General features: G+C 70.4%; 19 protein-coding genes. 9 read left to right on the top strand and 10 right to left on the bottom strand.

The window, feature by feature from the left end:
• Together I3V78_RS13120 and I3V78_RS13115 are read right to left on the bottom strand one after the other, a co-directional pair.
• On the bottom strand, positions 1 to 972 hold the full coding sequence (locus tag I3V78_RS13120; protein WP_204487688.1) for an aldo/keto reductase: 972 nt from the start codon (positions 970 to 972) through the stop codon (positions 1 to 3).
• A 67-nt stretch (positions 973 to 1,039) separates the two neighbouring features.
• Positions 1,040 to 1,303 carry a DUF504 domain-containing protein gene (locus tag I3V78_RS13115; RefSeq protein WP_204487686.1) on the bottom strand — a complete coding sequence of 88 codons (264 nt, stop codon included), beginning with the start codon at positions 1,301 to 1,303 and terminating at the stop codon, positions 1,040 to 1,042.
• A gap of 142 nt (positions 1,304 to 1,445) precedes the next feature.
• Here I3V78_RS13115 and I3V78_RS13110 point away from each other — a divergent pair, with 142 nt between their 5' ends.
• Positions 1,446 to 2,036, top strand: coding sequence for an SRPBCC family protein (locus I3V78_RS13110; RefSeq protein WP_204487683.1), 591 nt, complete (start codon positions 1,446 to 1,448; stop codon positions 2,034 to 2,036).
• The gene (locus tag I3V78_RS13105; protein WP_204487681.1) at positions 2,033 to 2,785 is read left to right on the top strand and encodes a 2OG-Fe dioxygenase family protein; all 753 of its coding nucleotides are present in this window, start codon (positions 2,033 to 2,035) and stop codon (positions 2,783 to 2,785) included. Before I3V78_RS13110 ends, I3V78_RS13105 begins: the two co-directional genes overlap by 4 nt.
• A gap of 12 nt (positions 2,786 to 2,797) precedes the next feature.
• Here the strand turns inward: I3V78_RS13105 and I3V78_RS13100 are convergent, their stop codons facing one another.
• Positions 2,798 to 4,069 (bottom strand): RNA polymerase sigma factor, encoded by a 1,272-nt coding sequence (locus I3V78_RS13100; protein WP_338023553.1) that lies wholly within the window; start codon positions 4,067 to 4,069, stop codon positions 2,798 to 2,800.
• A 154-nt stretch (positions 4,070 to 4,223) separates the two neighbouring features.
• Between I3V78_RS13100 and I3V78_RS13095 the strand changes: the two genes are divergently transcribed.
• On the top strand, positions 4,224 to 5,546 hold the full coding sequence (locus I3V78_RS13095; RefSeq protein WP_239576406.1) for a ThuA domain-containing protein: 1,323 nt from the start codon (positions 4,224 to 4,226) through the stop codon (positions 5,544 to 5,546).
• 91 nt (positions 5,547 to 5,637) lie between these two features.
• Entirely contained in the window at positions 5,638 to 5,991 is a 354-nt protein-coding gene (locus tag I3V78_RS13090) for a YciI family protein (RefSeq protein ID WP_204487677.1), read from the top strand.
• Between the two features lie 46 nt (positions 5,992 to 6,037).
• Here I3V78_RS13090 and I3V78_RS13085 read toward each other — a convergent pair whose 3' ends face one another.
• Entirely contained in the window at positions 6,038 to 7,513 is a 1,476-nt protein-coding gene (locus I3V78_RS13085; RefSeq protein ID WP_204487675.1) for a catalase, read from the bottom strand.
• A 355-nt stretch (positions 7,514 to 7,868) separates the two neighbouring features.
• Between I3V78_RS13085 and I3V78_RS13080 the strand changes: the two genes are divergently transcribed.
• Genes I3V78_RS13080 through I3V78_RS13070 form a run of 3 tightly spaced genes read left to right on the top strand, consistent with a single transcriptional unit; the run spans position 7,869 to position 11,387 of the window.
• The gene (locus tag I3V78_RS13080; RefSeq protein ID WP_239576405.1) at positions 7,869 to 9,221 is read left to right on the top strand and encodes a class I adenylate-forming enzyme family protein; all 1,353 of its coding nucleotides are present in this window, start codon (positions 7,869 to 7,871) and stop codon (positions 9,219 to 9,221) included.
• On the top strand, positions 9,214 to 9,948 hold the full coding sequence (locus I3V78_RS13075; RefSeq protein ID WP_204487673.1) for an SDR family NAD(P)-dependent oxidoreductase: 735 nt from the start codon (positions 9,214 to 9,216) through the stop codon (positions 9,946 to 9,948). The genes I3V78_RS13080 and I3V78_RS13075 overlap by 8 nt, the downstream gene beginning before the upstream one ends.
• The gene (locus tag I3V78_RS13070) at positions 9,942 to 11,387 is read left to right on the top strand and encodes an SDR family oxidoreductase (RefSeq protein WP_204487671.1); all 1,446 of its coding nucleotides are present in this window, start codon (positions 9,942 to 9,944) and stop codon (positions 11,385 to 11,387) included. Before I3V78_RS13075 ends, I3V78_RS13070 begins: the two co-directional genes overlap by 7 nt.
• Here I3V78_RS13070 and I3V78_RS13065 read toward each other — a convergent pair.
• The 4 genes from I3V78_RS13065 to I3V78_RS13050 all read right to left on the bottom strand — a co-directional run bounded on the left by I3V78_RS13065 (position 11,348) and on the right by I3V78_RS13050 (position 14,994).
• Positions 11,348 to 12,604 (bottom strand): macrolide family glycosyltransferase, encoded by a 1,257-nt coding sequence (locus I3V78_RS13065; RefSeq protein WP_204487664.1) that lies wholly within the window; start codon positions 12,602 to 12,604, stop codon positions 11,348 to 11,350. The genes I3V78_RS13070 and I3V78_RS13065 overlap by 40 nt on opposite strands.
• Before the next feature lie 10 nt (positions 12,605 to 12,614).
• Positions 12,615 to 13,379 carry an esterase family protein gene (locus I3V78_RS13060; protein WP_204487661.1) on the bottom strand — a complete coding sequence of 255 codons (765 nt, stop codon included), beginning with the start codon at positions 13,377 to 13,379 and terminating at the stop codon, positions 12,615 to 12,617.
• Between the two features lie 68 nt (positions 13,380 to 13,447).
• Positions 13,448 to 14,587 (bottom strand): hypothetical protein, encoded by a 1,140-nt coding sequence (locus I3V78_RS13055; protein WP_204487659.1) that lies wholly within the window; start codon positions 14,585 to 14,587, stop codon positions 13,448 to 13,450.
• A gap of 8 nt (positions 14,588 to 14,595) precedes the next feature.
• Positions 14,596 to 14,994 carry a hypothetical protein gene (locus I3V78_RS13050; RefSeq protein ID WP_204487657.1) on the bottom strand — a complete coding sequence of 133 codons (399 nt, stop codon included), beginning with the start codon at positions 14,992 to 14,994 and terminating at the stop codon, positions 14,596 to 14,598.
• Between the two features lie 468 nt (positions 14,995 to 15,462).
• On the opposite strand from I3V78_RS13050, the gene I3V78_RS13045 reads away from it, so the two are divergent.
• Both I3V78_RS13045 and I3V78_RS13040 read left to right on the top strand, forming a co-directional pair.
• Positions 15,463 to 19,158: a CARDB domain-containing protein gene (locus I3V78_RS13045; RefSeq protein ID WP_204487655.1), complete on the top strand. Its 3,696-nt coding sequence runs from the start codon at positions 15,463 to 15,465 to the stop codon at positions 19,156 to 19,158.
• A 49-nt stretch (positions 19,159 to 19,207) separates the two neighbouring features.
• Positions 19,208 to 20,530 (top strand): aminotransferase-like domain-containing protein, encoded by a 1,323-nt coding sequence (locus I3V78_RS13040; RefSeq protein ID WP_204487653.1) that lies wholly within the window; start codon positions 19,208 to 19,210, stop codon positions 20,528 to 20,530.
• 24 nt (positions 20,531 to 20,554) lie between these two features.
• Here I3V78_RS13040 and hppD read toward each other — a convergent pair whose 3' ends face one another.
• The gene (hppD, locus tag I3V78_RS13035; RefSeq protein WP_204487650.1) at positions 20,555 to 21,646 is read right to left on the bottom strand and encodes a 4-hydroxyphenylpyruvate dioxygenase; all 1,092 of its coding nucleotides are present in this window, start codon (positions 21,644 to 21,646) and stop codon (positions 20,555 to 20,557) included.
• Positions 21,647 to 21,673: 27 nt separating this feature from the next.
• A complete protein-coding gene (locus I3V78_RS13030) occupies positions 21,674 to 22,792 on the bottom strand; it encodes an alpha-hydroxy acid oxidase (RefSeq protein WP_204487648.1) in 1,119 nt (372 codons plus the stop codon).
• Positions 22,793 to 22,813 lie beyond the last annotated feature (21 nt).

Below are 22,813 nucleotides of genomic sequence, written 5' to 3'. Positions count from 1 at the left end.
TCAGGGCATCCGCGCGCCACGCGAGCTGACGTACAGGGCGTACCATTCCTCGCGCGTCAGCGAGAGGCGCGAGGCATCCGCGCACGCGGCGAGGCGGCCCGCGTTGGAGGTGCCGATGACGGGCTGGATGCCGGCGGGGTGCTTGAGCAGCCAGGCGAGGACGATGGCCTCGCGGGTCGTCTGCTTCGCCTCGGCGAGCCGACCCACGAGCGCCGCGGTCTCCCGCACCGACTCGGGCTGCCCCTCCAGGGAGCGGCCACTGTAGAGCCCCTGGGCGAGCGGTCCCCAGGCTTGAAGCTGGATGCGCTCCAGCCGGCAGTATTCGAGCGTGCCCTCGGGAAAGCCCACGTGGGCGCCGGGCGGCTGGTTCACGAGCACGCCGCTCTCCACCCACCCCAGCTTCTCCAGGCTCATCTCGAGTTGGTTGGCCACCAGCGGCTCGTCCCACGCCGCGCGCAGCAGCTTGATCTGCCCCGCGCTCATGTTGGAGACGCCGAAGTGCCGCACCTTGCCGGACGCCTTCAGTCCGCGGAACGCCTCGGCGACCTCGTCCGGCTCCATCAAGGGGTCCGGCCGGTGCAGCAGCAGGATGTCCAGGGACTCCACCCCCAGCCGCGAGAGGATGCCTTCCACGCTGGACACGATGTGCTCGCGCGAGAAGTCGTACCGGCCGGGCGCCGACTCGTCCGGAAAGCGGATGCCACACTTGGACTGCAACAGGATGCGCTCGCGCAGCCCCGGACGCGCCTTGAGCACCTGGCCGAACACCTGCTCGGACTTGCCCAGGGTGTAGATGTCCGCGTGGTCGAACAGGTTGATGCCCTGGGCGAGCGCCGCATCCACCACCTCGTGCGCGCGCTGGACGTGCTCCGCCGTGGGCGCGGAGCGGTCCCACGTTCCCCCCAGGTGCATGCAGCCCAGGACGAGCCGGCTGGCGGTGAGACCATGGTGCTGCAGGGGCAGGGCGTTCACATCGGACTCCTCGGTGAGGGGACGAAGCGCCCAGCATCGCCCCCCGCGAGCGGGCAGGCGAGCAAATCTAGAGCACTCCGTCGGAGGCCCCCAGGCTCGCCGTGCGATCCACCCGCTCGCGCCGGTCCCAGATGCGCTCGTGCCCCCGCCGGAAGTACCAGACCCGGTGCCAGGGGATGTCTCCCTCGGGGACGAAGGACGTGAAGCCCACCTCCTCCAACTGCTCGCCGTGCGTGTCGTACCCGATGACGAAGTCATGGGCGTCGATCCGGGGATCCCACCGGATGCGGTGGTAGACCTCCCGACTCGTCTGGAATCTGTCCTGGGACATGAAGCGCCCCCTTTCGTGCGAGGTGGACGCCGCCCGCCTCCTTGGACTGACAACCGTCTCCGGCCCACCCGCCGCCCCCTTGCGAACGCGAGGCCCCATCCCCTATGACGCGCGCACGTTCCCGTTCTCGCGAAGGCCGTCCATGCTCAAGAAGATCCTCCTGGGAGTCGCGCTCGCCCTCGTGGCGCTGTGTGGTTTCATCGCCAGTCGTCCCTCCACGTTCTCGGTGGAGCGCGCCACGACGATCCAGGCCCCGCCAGACGTCGCGTTCGCGCTGGTGAATGACTTCCACCGCTGGGGCGAGTGGTCCCCCTGGGACAAGGTCGATCCGAACCAGAAGACCACCTTCGAGGGGCCCGCGAGCGGCACGGGCGCGCGTTATGGCTGGTCGGGCAACGACGCGGCGGGCGAGGGCCGGATGACGATCGTGGAGAGCACGGCCCCCACGCGCGTGCGCGTCTCGCTGGAGTTCATCCGCCCCTTCGCGGCCACCAACGACGTCACCTTCACCTTCACCCCGGCCGCCCAGGGCGTGGAGGTGCGCTGGCGGATGGAGGGGCCCCAGAACTTCATCAGCAAGGCCATGTGCCTCGTCATGGACATGGACGCCCTGCTCGGCAAGGACTTCGACAACGGGCTCGCGGCCCTGCGCCAGGCGGCGGAGGACGACGCCCAGAAGCGCGCGCTCCCCGCCCCTCCGCCCGCCGAGGTGGTCGCGGAGCCCACGCCATGACGGAAGCCGCCCCACGCTTCTCGCCGCCCCTCACGCCCCCGGACCGGGTGGTCCAGGTCCTCCGGGAGCAGGGCTATGCCGTGCTCGGCCGGGAGGGCCTGTGCCAGTGGGCCGCCCTGCCCGCCGCCGAGCTCGACGCCCTCGCGCCCACCTGGGACGATCTGCGCCCCGACGCCTACCTGCGCGATGGAGGCCGCTACCGCTCGCGCCGCCACTCCTGCTTCATCGTCGACGGCGACAACGTCACGCCCGTGCCCCACCGCGCGCACTGGCAGCCCGTCGAGTACAACGCGCTGCATGGCGGCATGGAGCGCTGGTTCGAGCCCCTCTCCGCCGACGTCCTCTCGCGGCCCGTCTGGCCGAGGCTCTTGAGCGCGCTCGCCACGGCCTGCTCGGCCATGAAGGGGCCGGGGACGTGGTACGTCGAGGCCCACCAGTTCCGCATCGACACCACGGACGGCATCGGCCGGCCCACGCCCGAGGGCGCGCACCGCGATGGCGTGGACTTCGTCGCCGTGCTGCTCGTCGGACGCCACGGCATCAAGGGCGGCGAGACGCGCGTCTTCGAGGCCGACGGGCCCCAGGGCATCCGCTTCACGCTGACCGAGCCCTGGTCCGCGCTGCTGCTCGACGACGCCCGGGTCATCCACGAGAGCACCCCCATCCAGCCCCTGGAGGCCCACGGCCACCGGGACACGCTGGTGCTGACGTTCCGCGCCCGGGGCTTCCAGGGCCCCGCCGCCCCCTGACGGACGCCCGGCTCAGGCCGGGTCTGGCCGGGCACACGCCGCGGCGCGCTCGAGCAGCAGGTCGCGCTCGCGGGCGTTGCGCGTGAGCGAGGCGGCGAGCGCGAACGCCTCGCGGGCCTCCACGAAGCGGCCCAGCTTGAAGAGCAGGTCGCCGCGCACGCTCGGCAGCAGGTGGTAGCCCTCGAGCGCGCCGTCCGCCATCAGCTCGTCGACGAGCACCAGCCCCGCCGCGGGACCCGAGGCCATGGAGACGGCGACCGCCCGGTTGAGCTCCACCACGGGCGAGGGCGCCACCTCGGCGAGCACCGCGTAGAGCGCCGCCATGCGCGTCCAGTCCGTCTGCTCGGCCGAGCCCGCGCGCGCATGACAGGCGGCGATCGCGGCCTGCAGCGCATAGGGCCCCCGCGCGCCGCCCAGGGCCTCGGCCCGCTCGAGCGCCTGCAGTCCCCGGCGGATGAGGAGGCGATCCCAGAGCGCGCGGTTCTGCTCGAGCAGCAGGACGGGTTGTCCGGAGGGCCCCCGGCGCGCCCGCGCGCGCGACGCCTGGATCTCCATGAGGCCCACGAGCCCATGGACCTCGGGCTCGTCCGGCACGAGTCCGGCCACGATCCGGCCCAGGCGCAGCGCGTCCTCGCACAGCGCGGGCCGCATCCAGTCATCCCCGGCGGTGGCCGAGTAGCCCTCGTTGAAGATGAGGTAGATGACCTCGAGCACCGACGCGAGCCGGGCCGTGAGCGCCTCGCCGCGAGGCACCTCGAAGGGCACGCCCGCCTCGGACAGGGTCCGCTTGGCCCGGACGATGCGCTGGGCGATCGTCGGCTCCGGCACGAGGAACGCCCGCGCGATCTCCCCCGTCGTCAGGCCGCCGAGCAGCCGCAGCGTGAGCGCGACGCGCGCCTCGGACGAGAGCACCGGATGGCACGCGATGAACACCAGGCGCAGCAGGTCATCGCCCAGGTCCTCGTCCAGCGCCGTCTCCAGGTCGCGCGCGCCCCGCCCTTGCACCTCGAGCATGTGCCCGAGCTCCTGGTGCTTGCCCTCCAGCAGCTTGTCGCGGCGCATCCGGTCGATGGCGCGATGCTTCGCGGCGGCCATGAGCCAGGCGCCCGGATTCTCGGGGACGCCGGCGCCGGGCCAGCGCTCGAGCGCGGCGACGAGCGCGTCCTGGGCCAGCTCCTCCGCGAGCCCCACGTCCCGCACGAAGCGCGTCAGGCCCGCGATGAGCCGCGCTGACTCGATTCTCCAGACCGCGGCGATCGTGCGATGCGTCGAGGATTCCGTCACGGCGCCGATATGCCCATGTCCGGCGCCCCACGCAATGTGCCTCGGACGCTCACGGGACATCCCCCTTGCCACGAGAACGGAATCCAAAGTAATCCCCGCAAAACCGGTTCGTTCGAGGACCGGTGGGCAATTCCCAGGAAAGGGACGGTTCCACATGAGCGCAGGCCACAGGACACACCGCTGGGCGCCGCTGTTCGCGATGGGCGGTGCGTGCTTCTTCCTCGCCGCGAGTCCGGCGGCGGCCCGGGTCGACACCCGGAGCGAGGACGCGGCCACGGGCCCGAGCCTCGCGACGCCGAGCTTCAAGGTCCTGGCCTTCTACCGAGGCACCTGGGACGCGGCCCACATCGACTTCATCAAGGAAGCCAACCAGTGGTTTCCGCAGGCCGCCGAGCAGCATGGCTTCAGCTACACGGCCACCACCAACTGGGACCTGCTCAACCCCACCACGCTCGCCCAGTACCAGGTGGTGATGTTCCTGGATGATCAGCCCCAGAGCGCGGCGCAGCGCTCGGCCTTCCAGCAGTACATGCAGAATGGCGGCGGGTGGATGGGCTTCCACGTCTCCGCGTTCACCACGTCCCCGGACAGTTGGAGCTGGTACCACCACCAGTTCCTCGGCTCGGGCGCGTTCCGCACCAACACCTGGGGCCCCACCACCGCGGTGCTCAAGGTGGAGAACCGCACCCACCCCGCCACCACGGCCCTGCCGGCGACGTTCACCTCCGCGGTGAGCGAGTGGTACGGCTGGAGCAACAACCTGCGGAGCAACGCCGACATCCAGGTGCTCGCGTCGGTGGATTCGGTGAGCTTCCCCCTGGGCACGGACCCGAACCAGTCCTGGTACAGCGGGGACTACCCCATCCTGTGGACGAACAAGAAGTTCAAGATGCTGTACGCGAACTTCGGCCACAACGCGATGAACTACTCCAACAACACCCGGCTGTCCTCGACGTTCGCCAGCGACACCCAGAACCGCTTCCTCATCGACGGGCTCAAGTGGCTGGGCGGGGCCGGGACCACGCCCCCGCCGTCCACGTCCCCCATCTCGCCGACGGCCTGGTACACCCTGATCAGCAAGAGCTCCGGCAAGTGCGTGGACGCGCGCGCGGCGTCCTCGGCCGACGGCACCGTCATCCAGCAGTACGCCTGCAACGGCACCCAGGCCCAGCACTACCAGTTCCAGACCACGAGCGGCGTCTACATGCGCGTCAACAGCCGCCTGGACAGCGTGCGCTCCCTGGACGTGAAGGACGTGTCCACGACCGACGGCGCGAACATCCAGCTGTGGTCCTACAGCAACGGCAACAACCAGCAGTGGCAGCCCGTGTCCGAGTCCGGGGGCACCTGGCGCCTCGTCAACCGCCACAGCGGCAAGTGCCTGACCACGGAGGGGACGGCCGACAGCGCCCCGATGACGCAGCGCACCTGCAACGGGGGACTCGCCCAGTCCTTCACCCTCACCGCGCAGCCGTAGGCCGGATGCGTCCCGCCCGCGGGGGCCAACCCCGCGGGCCCTTCCGCTGGAGCGTCAGACCTGGGATAGGGGGGCGGGGAGGAAGCACGTCATGACGTACATGCTGTTGATCATGGAGAACGCCCAGGAGCGTCGCGAGCGGCCCTCGGACGAGGGCCGCGAGAAGATGGATCGCATGATCCGCTTCGGCGAGGACCTCAAGGCCCGCGGGTTGTTCCGGGCCAGCGAGTCGCTGCGCACCGACGCCGTCCGGCTCACCCACCGCGGGGGCCGGCGCGTCATCAGCGATGGGCCTTTCTCGGAGGCCAAGGAGCTCATCGGGGGCTTCTTCCTGGTGGAGTGCGAGACGCGCGAGCAGGCGCTGGCGCTCGCCCAGGAGTGCCCCGCCGCCGACTGGGCCACCATCGAGGTGCGGGAGCTCGGCCCCTGCTACAACGAGGGCTGAGCACGGCGAGGCGCCGCCCTGAAGAGGGCGGCCCCCCGGGGTGGTGCTACTTCGTCACCGGCACCTGCTTGGGGTCTCCGGCCACGGCCTGGGCGAGCCCCTTCTCCACGCGCGCGCCGTAGTCCTTGTCCGCCTTCTTGAAGTGCTCCACCTGGCGCTTCTGGATGAACTCCGGCACGGACCGCATGGCGCCCACGATGTTGTTCACCAGCAGGGCCTTCTGCGGCTCGTTCATCAGCCGGTACAGGTCGCCCGCCTGCGTGTAGTAGTCCTCGTCGCCGCGGTGGTTGTGGCGGCCCATGTTGCCGGTGAGCGCGTAGGGCGGCAGGTGCCCGTCGTTGAGCTCCTGGACATCGTCGAAGCTGTTGGGGTGGTAGTTGTGCCCGAACCCTCCGTTGCCATCCGTGCGCCCGGCACCGTCCCGGTGGTAGTGGTGCACCGCGCTGGTGGGCTTGTTGACCGGGATCTGGTGGTAGTTCACACCCAGCCGGTAGCGGTGCGCGTCCGCGTAGGAGAACAAGCGGCCCTGGAGCATGCGGTCCGGCGAGAAGCCCAGGCCCGGCACCACCGCGGAGGGCGCGAAGGCCGCCTGCTCCACGTCGGCGAAGTAGTTGTCCGGGTTGCGGTTAAGCACCACCTCGCCCACCACGATGCGCGGGTAGTCCTTCTGGCTCCACACCTTCGTCACGTCGAAGGGGTTGTGCTTGTAGGTGAGCGCGTCCGCCTCGGGCATGATCTGGATCTCCAGGCTCCAGCGCGGGAAGTCGCCCCGGGCGATGGCCTCGAAGAGGTCGCGCTGGGCGTAGTCCGGATCCGTGCCCGCCAGCTCGAGCGCCTTCTCGGGGGCGAGGTTGCGGATGCCCTGCTTCGTCTTGAAGTGGTACTTCACGAAGAAGCGCTCGCCCCGCGCGTTCACCATGCTGAAGGTGTGGCTGCCAAAACCATCCATGTACCGGTAGCCGTCCGGGATGCCCCGATCACTGAAGAGGATGGTCACCTGGTGGAGCGACTCGGGATGCAGGGACCAGAAGTCCCACTGCATCGTCGCGTCCTTGAGGTGCGTGCGCGGATGGCGCTTCTGCGTGTGGATGAAGTCCGGGAACTTCGAGGGATCCCGCAGGAAGAAGACGGGCGTGTTGTTGCCCACCAGATCCCACACGCCCTGCTCCGTGTAGAACTTGATGGACCAGCCGCGCGGATCCCGCTCGGTGTCCGCGCTGCCCGCCTCGCCGCCCACCGTGCTGAAGCGGATGAACACGGGCGTCTTCTTGCCCACCTGCGAGAAGAGCGCCGCCTTCGTATACCGGGAGATGTCCTGGGTGACCGTCAGCTCGCCGAAGGCCCCCGAGCCCTTGGCGTGCACGACCCGCTCGGGGATGCGCTCGCGGTTGAAGTGCGCGAGCTTCTCGAAGAGGTGGAAGTCCTCGAAGACGATGGGGCCGCGCTCGCCAGCGGTCAGGGAGTTCTGGTTGTCGTAGACCGGGACACCATTGGCGGTGGTCAGGAACTTTTTCGTGGACATGACGCGGGGCTCCTTTGCGTGTCCGAGGGACACGGGGGTTCACGGCGATGGACACAAGATGCGCCCCGGCGCCCCGCGCGACCAATACATCCTCCCGCTCTGTCTGATAGGCCGTACCTATCGAAGTCGGCTGCCTGACAGGTGGATTCACGAGCGGAGCCCGGGGAATTCACGCGAGGTGAAGGCCCGCGCGGCCCGGGTGCCGCGGACCGTCCAGAACCTGTCATTCGAGGGGGGCGGGCGCGCGGGAACACGGGTCCTGGCGAGCGCTCCGCCCGAGCGGTCGAGAGCCCCGTGGGTATGCTGCCACGCGCGGACGTCCGCGCCCGCGCGCCCTCCTCCCAGAATCCGGACCATGACCCTTTTGAAGTCACGACTCGAACAATTCGGGTCCGCGCCCGCGTTGATCCACCGGGAAGCGATGGTGAGCTACGCCGAATTGGTCGATCGCATGAACACGTTCATGACCGCGCTCGTGGCGGAAGGCATCGCGCCGGGGGCCCGGGTCGCGTTGCGCGGCGATTTTTCGCCCAACACGGTGGCCCTGCTGCTCGCGCTCATCGAGCACGGGAACATCGCCGTGCCCCTGGGCACCTCGGCGCGCGCCCAGCACGCCCAGGCGTTCGAGATCGCCCAGGTCTCCCACGTGTTCGACTTCGACGCGGACGACACCTGGCGCGCCCACCCGGTGTCCATGACGGGGGAGCCCCACCCCATGCTGGCCGGCCTGCGGGCCGAGGGCCGCGCGGGCATCGTCTTCTTCTCGTCCGGGTCGAGCGGCACGCCCAAGGCGATGCTGCACGCCGTGGATCGCATGCTCGAGAAGTTCACCCGGCCCCGGCCCCCCCGGCGCACGCTGAGCTTCCTGCTGCTGGATCACGCCGGGGGCATCAACACCCTGTTGGGCATCCTCACCGCGGGCGGGACCCTGGTCACGCCGGACGGCCGCACGCCGGAGGCCATCTGCGCCCTCATCGCGAGGCACCGGGTGGAGTTGCTACCCGCCACGCCCACGTTCCTCAACGTCCTGCTGCTGTCCGGGGCCCACGAGCGCCATGACCTGTCCTCGCTCCAGCTCATCACCTACGGCACCGAGCCCATGCCCGCCTCGACGCTCAAGGCGGTGCACCGGGCGCTGCCCTCCGTGCGCATCAAGCAGACCTATGGCCTGAGCGAGCTGGGCGTCGTCGCCACGCGCTCGGAGGCCGAGGACTCCCTGTGGATCCAGCTCGGCGGCGAGGGCTTCGAGACGAAGATCGAGGCGGGCACCCTGCGCGTGCGCGCGCGCACGGCGATGCTCGGCTACCTCAACGCGCCCTCCCCCTTCGACGCCGAGGGGTGGATGGACACGGGGGACGCGGTCGAGGTCCGGGGGGACTACGTGCGCATCCTCGGCAGGCAGTCCGAGCTCATCAACGTGGGCGGCCAGAAGGTGTTTCCCCAGGAGGTGGAGAACGTCATCCTCGGCCTGCCCAACATCCGCGACGTGTTGGTGGAGGGCCGGGCGAGCCCCGTCGTCGGTCAGGTCGTCGTGGCCACGGTCCAGCTCGCCCAACCCGAGAGCGTCGAGGAGGTGCGCAAGCGCGTGCGCGAGCACTGCCGGAGCACCCTGGATGCCTTCAAGGTCCCCGCCTTCGTGACGGTCACGGACCGGGACCTCTCCACCGAGCGCATGAAGAAGGCGCGCGTGAGGACGAATCATGGCTGAGAAGACACTGGTCATCGTGAGTGGCGGCAGCAGGGGCCTGGGGGAGAACCTGGTGCGCGCCCTGCTCGCGGACGGGCACGCGGTCGCGACGTTCAGCCGGGCACGGACGCCCTTCCTGGACGCGTGCGCGGCCGAGCATCCGGACGCCTTTTATTGGGAGGAGTGCGACATCACCGACGCGCCCCGGCTCGCGAAGTTCGTCTCCACGAGCACGCGCCGCTTCGGGCCCACCACGGCGCTCATCAACAACGCGGCGTTCGCCACCGACGGGCTCTTCCTCTTCGCCAAATCCCAGGACATCCACCGGGCGCTCGCCGTGAACGTGGAAGCCCTGATGAACCTGACCCAGCTGTGCCTGGCGGGCATGGTGCGCGTGCGCAAGGGCGTCATTATCAATGTCACGTCCGTCTCCGGGCTGCGCGGCATCAAGGGCGCCGCGGCCTATGGCGCGACGAAGGCCGCCGTGGATGGTTTCTCGCGGGGGCTCGCGCGGGAGATGGGCTCGCAAGGCATCCGCGTCAACTCGGTCGCGCTCGGCTACTTCGAGTCCGAGCTGAGCAAGGAGCTGCTCGAGTCCGAGCAGGTCCAGAAGATCGTCGAGCGCACCCCGCTCAAGCGCGTCGGCCAGGTGGGCGAGATGGCCGACGTCATCCGATTCCTGTTATCCCCGGCGGCGGGTTTCATGACGGGACAAACCCTGGTGGTCGATGGAGGCCTGACGTGCTGAACATCAAGGACACAGTCTGCAAGGCGCTCAACGAAGTCCTCGCGGAAGAAGGACGGCGGCTCGAGTCCACCGACGAGGGGACCCGACTGTCCTCCTTGGGGCTGGATTCACTGACGATGGCGCGGGTGATCGTCACCCTGGACTACGAGTGTGACGTCTCGCCCTTCACCCAGGGGGGCGTCGACGTGACGAGCGTGCGGACGCTCGGAGACCTGGTCCAGGCGTACGCGGGCTCGAGCGCGGCGGACACCGTGCCGCCCCCGCCCCTGGAGGCGGACGCCACGCTCGCGGCGGACATCGTGCCCGCTCCGACGCCAGCCGAGGGGACGGAGATCCTCCTCACGGGCGCCACGGGCTTCCTGGGCAATCACCTGCTGCACGAGTTGCTCGAGCAGACGGACAGCACCATCACCTGCCTGGTGCGCGCCCACGACGACGCCGCGGCCCTCGGCCGCGTGGCCAAGAGCATGGAGCGCCGGGGCCTCGCCCTGGGCAGCCGGGCCGCTCGGGTCCGCGCCCTCGCCGGAGACGTGTCGCTGCCGCGCTTCGGGCTCACCGAGGCGGCCTATGCGCAGTTGGCCTCGCGCATCGGCGCCGTCCACCACTGCGCCGCGTGGATCAACTTCCTCTTCCCCTACGCCACCCTCAAGCCCTCGAACATCGTGGGCACCGAGGAAGCGCTCCGCTTCGCCTGCGCGGTGCGCGCCAAGCCCTTCCACTACATCTCGACCCTCGGGGTGTTCTGTGGCCCGCAGCACGCGGCCCTCACGGTGAACGAGTCCACGCCGCCCGGGGAGTGCGGCCCGCTGGCGCTTGGCTACGAGCAGACGAAGTGGGTCGCCGAGCGGCTCGTGCTCGAGGCGCGCGCCCGGGGCCTGCCCGTCACCGTCTACCGCACCCCGTTCCTGACGGGCCACGCCCAGACGGGGGCCTGGGACGCGACGGACCTGTACCGGCTGATGCTGCGGGGGTGCCTGGAGCTCGGCGCGGCGCCGGACTGGAACCACGAGCTGGCCGCCGTCCCCGTCGACAGCGTGAGCCACGGCATCATCCGGCTGTCCCGGTTGGAGCAGGCCCGCGGGGAGATCTTCCACATGAGCCACCCCGCCCCCATCACGTGGCGGGAGTTCGTCACGCACATGGGCGCGAAGGGTCAGCCCCTGCCCCTGGTGCCCGTGTCGGAGTGGATCGAGCGGCTCCACGGCGCCCTCGAGCGGCGCGAGCCCAATGCCCTCGCCGCGGTCCGCCCGCTCTTCGAGCCCGATGCGACCGACGGGAAGACCATCCTCGAGCGGCTGGCGGTCGACCGCATGTCGATCCTCGGCTGTGCGCGGACCCAGGCCCTGCTCGCCGCGCTCGGGGTGCGCTATCCCGCCTTCACGCCCGAGTTGCTGAGCCGCTACACCGAGCGCGCCTCGACCGATCTGCTGGCCGCCTGACGGCGGGACGCGAGGAAGGCCAGGAGCGCCTCCGCCGCGCGGGGGGCGCCTCCCCCCTCGCGCAGGGTGGGCTGATAGGCCGCGATGCGCTCGCGGTAGCCCGGCTCCGTGTCCAGCCGCTCCACGGCCTCGCGCAGGGCCCGGGGCTCCGTCGAGGTGAGCGTGAGCCCCAGGCCGTGCCGGGTCACGAGCCGCGCGTTCAGGGGCTGGTCGATCCATCCGCCCCCCACGGTGGGGTGGACGGCCATGGGCACGCCGAACCAGAGGCTCTCCAGCACGGAGTTGGTGCCCCCGTGGGTGATGAAGACCCGGGCACGCGGCAACACCTCCAGTTGGGGAACGTACCGGCGCACGAGGAAGTTGGAGGGCGCGGCCAGCGCGCTGGGGTCCACCCCCGCGCCGCACGCCATCACCACGCGCCAGGGCGAGTCCCGGAAGGCCTCGACACAGGCCGCGAAGAAGCCCGGCTGCTGGTTCATGGACGACGTCCCCAGGGAGATGAGCAACACCGGGTGGCCCTCGAGCCACTCCAGGGGGAAGTCCCCCCGGTCTCCCCGGGGCGCGACCGAGGGCCCCACGAAGACGAAGCGCTCGTCGAAGCGCTCGGCATCCGGCTGGTGGCCGCGCGGAATGGACAACAGGTTGAGGTCCGCGAAGGCCTCGAAGCCTCCCGGGACGTTCATGGCGGGCACGGCCCGCTCGCGCTGGAGCTTCCAGGCCTCCCATTTGAATCGCACCAGCGCGCCCAACGCCGCCAGGGGGGGCGGCCCGCCCATGTCCGCCTTCATCTCCCGCGTGAGCGACGGCGCCCCTCGCGCGAAGGCCATCTCGAACTGGACCGCGGGCACGCCCAGCGCCCGGGCCACCGAGACGCCCCACTGCGCGATGGGATCGTAGACGACCGCCTCGGCGCCCAGCGCCCGGGCCGCGTCCACCATGTGGGGCAGCTCGTGCAGGGCCTGACGCATCTGCTCGAACAAGGGCGCCATCAAGTCCTTCACCCGGGGCAGGCCGCCGTGCGCCACCTGGAAGGGCGACGGCAGCGCCAGGCCATTGCCCAGCCGGTGCGTCGTGGCGCCCGTCGCCCGCGCCACCTGCTCGAACGCCTCGTTCACGAAGAACACCACGTCGTGCCCCCGCGACACGAGCTCCCGCGCGAGGGGCAACATGGGATTGACGTGGCCAGGGCTCAGCAGCGGAAAGAAGAGGACCTTCATGCGCCGCGCCTCAGTAGCCGAGCCGCTCGGCCACGTAGTGCTCGAGCTGCCGGTGCCAGGTGGACCAGTCGTGGGGCATGTCGTGGCCCCAGATGTCCAGGTTGTGGGGAATGCCCCGCTGGTGCAGCAGGTGGCTGAAGTGCTCGGAGAACTCCGGGTACTCCCACGCGCCCCGGCTGCTCACCAGGTGGATCCGGCTGTGGTGGCGCAGCAGGTCCATCCCGTGGCCCTCGGCCAGGTTCGGCACGTAGGAGACAGGGTTGTTGAAGTAGACGTCGTCACTCCAGTAGCCGTGGAGGAACTCCGACTGGAGATCGTAGAGGCCGCCCAGCCCGAGCAGCAGCTCGAACTGATCCGGACGCCGGAAGAAGGCGTTGGCGGCATGGAAGGCACCGAAGCTGGCCCCCGCCGCGCCGATGCGCGCGTGCTCGTTGCCCAGACAGTGGCGCACGTGCGGGACCACCTCGTTCTCGATGTACTCGGAGAAACGCGCCTGGTTGTGGGCCTTCTCGTGCATGGGCATGCCGGGATTCATCCACGCCCAGGGGTTGATGCTGTTGATGCTGAAGAGCTGGAAGCGGCCGGCGCTCAGGTGATGCGCGACGGCCTGGATGAGCCCCATGCGCTCGGCCTCGAGGAAGTCGCCTCCCGCGGTGGGAAACAGCAGCAGGGCCGGGCCCCAGTGGCCGTAGCGGACGATGGGCATGTCCATGCCCAACCGGTGGCTGTACCAGCCGTGGAGTTCCCGGCGGAGATTCGGATCGACGGATGACATGAGGGCGAGTTCCTCGTGGAGGGTCCACCCCCATCTAGCCCAACCCCCTCCCGGTCCGTCATGGGAATCTAGGGCGCGTCTGTCTCGGAGAGCCGCTCGCGCGTGACACGGGGCGCGGGCCCCTCGGCGCGGGAGACGAACCCATGGGCATCCAGCTCCACGTTCAGCGACCCGGTCCCCACCTTCAGCGTGGCGGCCCGGGGTCCCTTGCCCGCGCGCCGGCGCGCCACCACCTTCGTCGGCGCGGTGGGATGGGCGGAGGGCTCCCACATCACCACCTCCACGGGCTTGCCGCGCTGGAGCAGGGTGTCCCGCAGCCGTTGCGCGAGGCCCACGTCCCCCACCACCGTGCCCTTCATGCGTGCCTGGACGTCCTTGCCCGCCCACTGTCCCTGGACCTGGGAGCCTCCGTCCTGCTCGCGGGTGAGGACCAGGCGCCCCACCACGGTGTCTCCGCGCCGCTCCTCGTAGCTCTCGCGCACGAGCAGGCCCGAGGTGTCCGCGTGCGCCTGGACGTTGATGTCCTCGAACTGGAGCTCGGAGGGGGGCCCCGGACGCACCCGGGTGGTGGTGCGCTCGAGGACCGTGCCTCCCGAGCGGGCCCCGAACACGGCGGTGGACTGGAACCCGAGCACCTGCTCGCCCTCGCGCAGCACCTGCACCTCACTGAAGACGGAGGCCACGGGCTTCTCGGCCGCGGTGGAGGTGAGCCCCGTGGCCAGCGACGCGGTGACGTCGAGGAACGTCCGCGGGAGGCCCTGCTCCTCGTGGTAGCAGGCCTTGGGCAGCGCGGGATCCGCATGGACCATCATCAGGATGCGGCCCACCTTTCCGCCCTGGGAGACCTCTCCTTCCAGGTAGAGGGCCGGGCTCCTCGCGAGCGTCTTCACGTCCGTGGCCCGCACGCGCTCGAACTTGATGCGCGCCTGGAACGTGTTGATCAGCGAGCGCGCCGTGGCCCCGGCATCGATGGGGTTGGGATAGAACAGACAGGAAATGGGCCGGCTCGTGCCCAGGGGGATGCTGACGGTGACGACGCCGTTGGGTCGCTTCTGGACCGTCGGCGCGCCCGCCGCGAGCACCGCTCCCCGAAAAGGAGCCTCGGGGGACTCCACCTGGACGCGGGACAAGGGCGTCTTCAACTCGTCCCCGGACACGGGTCCGGCGGACAGCAGCGCGAGCAGCGCGAACGAACGGAACAAGGGCATGCCGCACCTTAAGGGACTTCGTCCCGCCCGGAGAACTCCGCCAGGGGGAGGAGCCGCTGGTCCTCCTCGAGGACGAACTCCAGGGTCGGGCCCCGGCGCGACGCCTCCCACCCGCGCGTGCGCGCCGCCGCGATGACCTGGGCCACCAGGCCCGGCTTGATGCCACGGAACACGAGCCCAGGTGAGGCCGGAGACGCGCGCACCCGGAGCCGCGTCAAGTCCGAGAAATGAACCCAGACGTCATCGTGCCGTACCCACACGTGCAGGGCCTGGCCCGTCGCCTCGTCCGCGACGATCGACAGGAGCCGATAGGCACCGCCCTCGCCGAGCGTTCGTGAGCCCCGCACGCTCCAGCGATAGGTGACACCCTCGACATTGATGCGGCGTCCTCGTCCATGGCTCGCCATGCCCGCGTCTCTAACACAGTCGCAACCCCGTATAGCCCGTCCAGCCAGAAATTCCTTCGGAGTCCGTTTTATTTGGCGGCGAAAGAATATGCTGGCGCCGCGCACGTCGGGGGGGCGCGGTCCTCCCTGGCGAAAGGCCGCGCGGTCTTCCCTCTCAAAAAGAGCCAACCCCCTATGCATGAACGCTGGATGAAACGAGGCCTGGGAACCCTGTCCTTGATGGCAGTCCTGGGATGTCAATCACCGGAGGCCCCTTCGACGGGAGCGACGGAGGTCGCGACGCCCCTGAGCAGTGGACTCGACTTCGAGGTAGCGGAGGTCAGCACGCCCCCCAGCGCCGCACCCGGAAGCCCTGTCGGCGTTTCGGTCACGCTGTGCAATCGCGGCGGCCCATCCGGGTATGCCTCCGCGGAGCTCGTCCTGTCGGCGGACACCACCTGGTCCGCGGAGACGGATTTCCCCGCGGGGGTGACGTCCTCCGCCCTGCTCATGCCGGGTCAGTGCACCCAACGCCAGACGCAGCTCTCCCTCCCCCCGCTCACCGAGGGCTCCTGGTACGTCGGGGCCCGGCTCACCCAGGGCGACGAGAATCCCGGCAACGATTTGCGCTTCAGCGCTCCGATGAGCGTGGGCATCCGGGAGGACTTCGTCGTCACCGCGGTGAAGGGTCCCGACAGCGTGCGGCCGGGAAGCCCCCTCACCGCCGACATCACCGTGTGCAATCAGGGCACCCAGACCGCGAGCACCCAGGTGGCCCTGGTCCTCTCCGAGGACACCACCCCGCGCGTCCCCGGTGACGCCTCGCCGCCCGAGGACACGCTGGTGGGACTCGCCCAGGTGCCCTCCCTTGCCCACGGCCAATGCAGGACGGTGACCGCGTTCGGCGATGCCACCCCTCCGCCTGGCGCGGCTCCCGGAACGCGCGCCTTCCACCTGGGCGCCGTGGTGGATCCGTTCAACACCCAGGTGGAGTTCCGCGAGGACAACAACACCTACGCGGGCGGGCTGCTGGGTGTGGGCCAAGGGCCGGATTTCGTCATCACCTCGGTCACGGGCCCCACCAGCGTGAACCCTGACCAGCGGCTCATCAGCCAGGTCACCGTCTGCAACCGGGGAACCGAGAGCGACAGCGCCCGGCTCTTCCTGGTGCTCTCCGAGGACGAGAACATCCGCGCTCCCGGCGCCGCCTCGCCGCCCGAGGACTCGCTCCTCGGGGAGTTCCCGGTGCACCCGCTCCAACCCGGCCAGTGCACGCCGGTGTCCATCGACGCGAGCGCCATGCGTCCGCCCTCCGTGTCCCCCGAGACGCGCGCCTTCCACCTGGGCGCCGTGGTGGAAGCCTCCTCTCCGAACCGGGAACTCATCGCGAGCAACAACACCCACCCGGGCTACCTGTTGGGCGTGGGCCAAGGGCCGGACTTCGTCATCCGCTCGCTCACGGGCCCGGCCAGCGTGGAGCACGGCCAGTCCTTCACCGCCCAGGTCACCGTCTGCAACCAGGGCACCCGCTCGGGAAGCACCCAGCTCGTCCTGCTCGCCTCCGAGGACGCTCAGTTCGACTCCGCCTCCACGTTCGGCCAGGGCCCGGACGCCTTCGTGGGTGACATGCATGTGCCCACGCTCCAGCCGGGCCAGTGCACCCCGGTCTCCATTCCCGGCTACATCCCCTCGTACGCCTTCTCCTCCGAGACGCGCGCGCTCCACCTGGGCGCCATCGTGAACCCGCGCCCTCCGGGTTATCCGGGCGAGGAGCTCATCACGAGCAACAACACGCACACGGGCTACCTGCTGGGCGTGGGCCAAGGGCCGGACTTCGTCATCCGCTCGCTCACGGGTCCGGCCAGCGTGGAGCACGGCCAGTCCTTCACCGCCCAGGTCACCGTCTGCAACCAGGGCACCCGCTCGGGAAGCACCCAGCTCGTCCTGCTCGCCTCCGAGGACGCGCGGTTCGACTCCGCCTCCACGTTCGGCCAGGGCCCGGACGCCTTCGCGGGTGAGACGCATGTGTCCTCGCTGCAGCCGGGCCAGTGCACCCCGGTCTCCATTCCCGGCTACATCCCCTCGTACACCTTCTCCTATGAGACGCGCGCGCTCCACCTGGGCGCCATCGTGAACCCGCGCCCCCCGGGTTATCCGGGCGAGGAGCTCATCACGAGCAACAACACCCACGCGGGCTACCTGCTGGGCGTGGGCCAAGGGCCGGACTTCGTCATCCGCTCGCTCACGGGTCCGGCCAGCGTGGAGCACGGCCAGCCCTTCACCACCCAGGTCACCGTCTGCAACCAGGGCACCCGCTCGGGAAGCACCCAGCTCGTCCTGCTCGCCTCCGAGGACACGCGGTTCGACTCCGCCTCCACGTTCGGCCAGGGCCCGGACGCCCGGGTGGGTGAAACGCCCGTGCCCTCGCTCCAGCCGGGCCAGTGCCTCCCGCTCTCCATTCCCGGCTACATCCCCTCATCTCCCTTCTCCTACGAGTCGCGAGCCGTCCACCTGGGCGCCATCGTGAACCCGCGCCCCCCGGGTTATCCGGGCGAGGAGCTCATCACGAGCAACAACACCCACGCGGGCTACCTGCTGGGCGTGGGCCAAGGGCCGGACTTCGTCATCCGCTCGCTCACGGGTCCGGCCAGCGTGGAGCACGGCCAGTCCTTCACCGCCCAGGTCACCGTCTGCAACCAGGGCACCCGCTCGGGAAGCACCCAGCTCGTCCTGCTCGCCTCCGAGGACGCGCGGTTCGACTCCGCCTCCACGTTCGGCCAGGGCCCGGACGCCTTCGTGGGTGACATGCATGTGCCCACGCTCCAGCCGGGCCAGTGCACCCCGGTCTCCATTCCCGGCTACATCCCCTCGTACGCCTTCTCCTCCGAGACGCGCGCGCTCCACCTGGGCGCCATCGTGAACCCGCGCCCTCCGGGTTATCCGGGCGAGGAGCTCATCACGAGCAACAACACGCACACGGGCTACCTGTTGGGCGTGGGCCAGGGGCCAGACTTCGTCATCCGCTCGGTCACGGGTCCGGCGAACGTGGAGCACGGTCAGTCCTTCACCGCCCAGGTCACCGTCTGCAACCAGGGCACCCGCGAGGGGAGCGCCCCGGTGAGCCTGCTGCTCTCCACGGATGAGCAGATGGAGTTCCCCCAATCTCCGGCCATGTCGGGGGACATCCTGGTGGGCAGCACCTTCGTCAACGCGCTCCGCCCAGGCCAATGCGCCGCGCTCCCCATCTCGGGCCAGGTCCAGCCCCCGTTCACGCCGGCCCCCCGGAGCGCCTTCCACCTGGGCGCCGTCGTGGATCCGCGCCCCCCGGGTTATCCGGGCGAGGAGCTCATCACGAGCAACAACACCCACGCGGGCTACCTGCTGGGCGTGGGCCAAGGGCCGGACTTCGTCATCCGCTCGGTCACGGGCCCGGCCAGCGTGGAGCAGGGCCAGTCCACCACCGCCCAGGTCACCGTCTGCAACCAGGGCACCGGCCCGGGGGGCACGGACGTGGCGCTGGTGCTGTCCGAGGACGCGCACCTCCAGTTGGATTGGCCCCACAGACGCTCGCCGGACGTCGTGGTGGGCCATGCGCCGATCAGCACGCTCGCGCCGGGCCAGTGCGGCACGGTGTCCATCCACGGCACGGTCCATCCGCCCACCACGGGTCCGTCCGAGCCGCGCGCCTTCCACCTGGGCTCCGTCGTGAATCCGCATGAAGTGGAGTTCCCGGGCCAGGAACTCATCACGAGCAACAACACCCACGCGGGCTACCTGCTGGGCGTGGGCGAGGCGCCGGACTTCATCCTCACCGCGGTGGAACATCCCGTATTCACCCAGGGGGGCCAGCCGCTCACGACGCGGGTCACCGTCTGCAACCAGGGCACGCGCGAGGACTCCACGCGGGTGAGCGTGCTCCTGTCCACGGACACCACCCTGCGCGCGCCCGGCCCGGACGCCCCCTTCGCGGACGTGCTCGTGGGCGAGGCCTTCACGGGCAACCTGCGGCCCGGCTGGTGCGAGACGGTGGCCATCACCGCGCCGGTCTGGCCGTTCCCGCCGAGCGGTCCGGGAGCCCCGGGGCCGGTGTACGTGGGGGCCGTGGTCAACCCGGCGCCCTCGACCATGGAGCTGCGCACGGACAACAACAGCCTGCTCGGTGGGTGGATGTACATCGCCCCCTGACGCTTTGACAGGCTCGGAGCGGAAGTGGGATCCTCCCGCTTCCGCTCCCATGCTGCTCCAAGACTCCCTGCACGCCTCCCTGTCGGATCCCACCCTCGAGGTGATGAACTTCTTGAACGAGATCGCGCTCCGCTACCCGGACGCCATCTCCTTCGCGCCCGGTCGGCCGCACGAGAAGTTCTACGATCCCCAGCAGCTCACCACCTACCTGGACGCGTACACACGCCACCTGCGCGAGGCGCGGGGCTTCTCCGAGGAGCGCATCCGCACCAACCTCTTCCAGTACGGCCGGACCAACGGCCACATCCACGATCTGATCGCCCGGATGCTGGAGAAGGACGAGGGCATCCGCGCCGCGCCCGAGTCCATCGTCGTCACGGTGGGCTGCCAGGAAGGCATGTTCCTCGCCCTGCGCGCGCTGTTCTCCCAGCCCACGGACGTGCTGCTGGTGGGCATGCCCTGCTACATCGGCATCACCGGCGCCGCGAAGCTCCTGGACATCGCGGTCGCCCCGGTGACCGAGGGCGAACAGGGCTTGGATCTGCACGCGCTCGAGGCGACGCTGGAGGCCCTGCGGGCCGAGGGCAAGCGGCCCCGGGCGCTCTACCTCGTCGCGGACTTCGCCAACCCGTCCGGGCGCAGCCTCCCGGCCCCCGAGCGCGCGCGCCTGCTGGAGATCGCCGCGCGCGAGGACTTCCTCATCCTCGAGGACAACCCCTACGGCTTCTTCTCGCGCGAGGGGTCGCGCAAGCCCACGCTCAAGTCCATGGATACGCGCGGCCAGGTCATCTACCTGGGCTCGTTCTCCAAGTCCGCCTTCCCCGGGCTGCGCGTGGGCTACGCCGTGGCGGATCAGCGCGTCACCGGCCCCTCGGGCGCGCCGCACCTGCTGGCCGAGGAGTTCTCGAAGATCAAGAGCATGCTCACCGTGAACACCTCGCCCATCTGCCAGGCGCTGATCGGCGGCATGCTGGTGATGAACGACTGCAGCCTGCTCGACGCCAACCAGGAGGCGATCCGCTTCTACAAGGAGAACATGGACGCGACGCTCCAGTCCCTGGCGCGCCACTTCCCCCGGAGCGAGGCGTGGGCCCGCGACGTGAGCTGGAACGTGCCGGACGGGGGCTTCTTCCTGGTGATGAAGTTGCCCATCGCGGCGGACGAGGCGCTGCTCGAGCAGTCCGCGCGGCAGCACCAGGTCATCTGGACGCCCATGCGCTACTTCTACCTGGGCACGGGCGGCGAGCACGAGCTGCGGCTGTCGGTCAGCTACCTCACGCCCGAGCGGATCGAGGAGGGCGTGGCGCGCCTGGCGCGGGTGCTGCGCGGCGCGCTGGAGCAGCGGCGGGAAGGCGTGGCCCGCGCGGGCTGAGCCTTCCCCCAGCGGCCCGGGCGGCTAGCCGCACTCGGCGGCGGGCCGCTCCTGGCGCATCATCTCCTGCTCCACGGACTGGTAGAGCGCGCGGATGTTGGCCGTGCCGAAGCCGTGGGCCTGCTTGCGCTGGATGAGCTCGAAGAAGAGCGTGCCCCGGTCATGGACCGAGCGGGTGAAGACCTGGAGCAGGTAGCCCGTCTCGCCCTCGCGATCCACCAGCACGTGGCCCGCGCGCAACGCCGACAGATCCTCGGCCAGCGTGCCCACGCGCGCCGGAAGCGCATCGTGGTAGCCGCGCGGACTGTCCAGCAGGGGCACCCGCCGCGCCCGCAGCAGGTCGACGGCCGCGAGGATGTCCTCGCTGAGGAAGGCCAGGTGCTGCACGCCCGCGCCCCGGTGGTTGGCGAGGAAGTGATCGATCTGCCCCGGACGCTTGCCGGGCATCGGCGCCATCATCGCGAAGCACACCCGGCCCGAGGCGTCCTGCACCACCTTGGAGGTCATGCCGCCGTAGCGCGTCTCCACGTTCTCCTCGTGGCTCTCGTGGAAGCCCAGCAGCCGCGCGTAGGCATCCACCGTCTCCTGGAGCGAGCCCGGCAGCAGGCACAGGGCCAGGTGGTCCACCGCCACCAGGGGCGTGGACGCGGTGGGCACCTCCCTCAACGGGAAGCGGCCCGGCCAGAAGTCCGCCACGGGCGTCTCGCGCTGGATGAAGGAGTGGACGAGGTCGCCCACCGGGGAGGCCACCGTCGCCCGCACGAGCCGGCCATGCGGCCCCTCGTACACCCGGGGCTCGTGCACTACGCTCGCGCCCCGCCGCACCGCTTCCTCGAAGGCCGCGACCGCGTCCGGCGTGCGGAACGCCACGTCCTTGATGCCGTCGCCGTGCACCGCGAGGAAATCGGCCACCTCGTCCGTGTCCGACCCGGGCCGGGTGAGCACGAGCAGGATGCGGCCCTGCTCGAGCAGCAGGCTCTCCCGACCGTGAGGTTGTCCCGACTCCGGCACGGAGCGGCACGTCACCCGGAAACCAAAACCGGCGCAGAACAGCTCCGCCGCGGCATCCAGGTCGCCGACGTACAGCTCCAGGTGATCAATCCCATCGAAGTTCAAGTGCAACCCTCTTCCTTCAGACCACCCTCACGGGCGGTAGACGAGCGACGCGTCGATGTCTTTCACGGTGGGACGTCCCGCCAACACCATGGCCAGCTCCAGCTCCTCGCGCAGCAGCGACAGGAGGTGGTGGACTCCGGGCTCTCCCGCGGCGGCCAGACCCCAGAGCACGGGACGGCCCACCAGCACGGCCCGCGCGCCCAGGGCGAGCGCCTTGAGCACGTCCGTGCCCCGGCGGATGCCGCCGTCCATCAGCACGGCGCAGCGGCCCTCCACGGCCCGCACCACCTCGGGCAGGGCGTCCAGCGCGGCCAGGGTGCCATCCAACTGCCGGCCTCCGTGGTTGGAGACGATGACGCCCTCCACCCCCACGGCGGCGGCCCGCGCGGCGTCCTCGCCGGTGAGCACGCCCTTGAGGAACAGGGGCAGGCGCGACACCGAGCGCACCCACTCCACGACCTCCCAGCTCATCGTCGTGTCGAAGGCTTCCTGGGCATGCAGGGCGATGCCCGAGTGGCCCTGCGCGCGCGTGGACAGGGTGGCCGTCAGCTCCTGGGTGAAGTTGACGGCCTGGACGTGCGGCGGCAGACCGAAACCATTGCGCATGTCGCGCTCGCGCCGGCCGATGCGGGGCGCGTCCACGGTGAGCACCAGGGCCTGGTAGCCCGCGGCCTCGGCGCGGCGGATGAGCGCCGCGGTGGCCTCGCGGCGGCGGAAGCAATACACCTGCAACCAGAGCGGCCCCGTCGCCGCGGCGGCCACCTCCTCCACCGTGCGGCTCGCGAAGGTGCTCACCACCAGCGGAATGCCCAGGGCTCCGGCCGCGCGCGCGGTGGCCACCTCCCCCTCGGGATCCACCAGACGGTGATAGGCCATGGGCGCCACCAGCAGAGGCTGGTTCAGCGACAGGCCCGCCACCTGGGTGGACAGCTCGCAGCGCGACACGTCCACCAGGACCCGGGGACGCAGGTGCAGCCGGGCGAACGCCTCGCGGTTGGCCCGCAGCGTCACCTCGTCATCGCTGCCGCCCTGAAGGTAGTCCCACTGGGAGGGCTCCATGCGCGCGCGCGCCAGCGCCTCGTAGTCCTGCACGCACAGGGGCCTCGGCTGCGTCTTGTCCCGAGACTCGACGCCAGGGGCTCCCATCACGGCACTCCTCACTCAAAT

Source organism: Archangium primigenium (assembly GCF_016904885.1).
Classification (GTDB): Bacteria; Myxococcota; Myxococcia; order Myxococcales; family Myxococcaceae; genus Cystobacter; species Cystobacter primigenius.
Note: the sequence above shows the minus strand (reverse complement) of the source record. Positions and strands in the feature narration are given on the sequence as shown.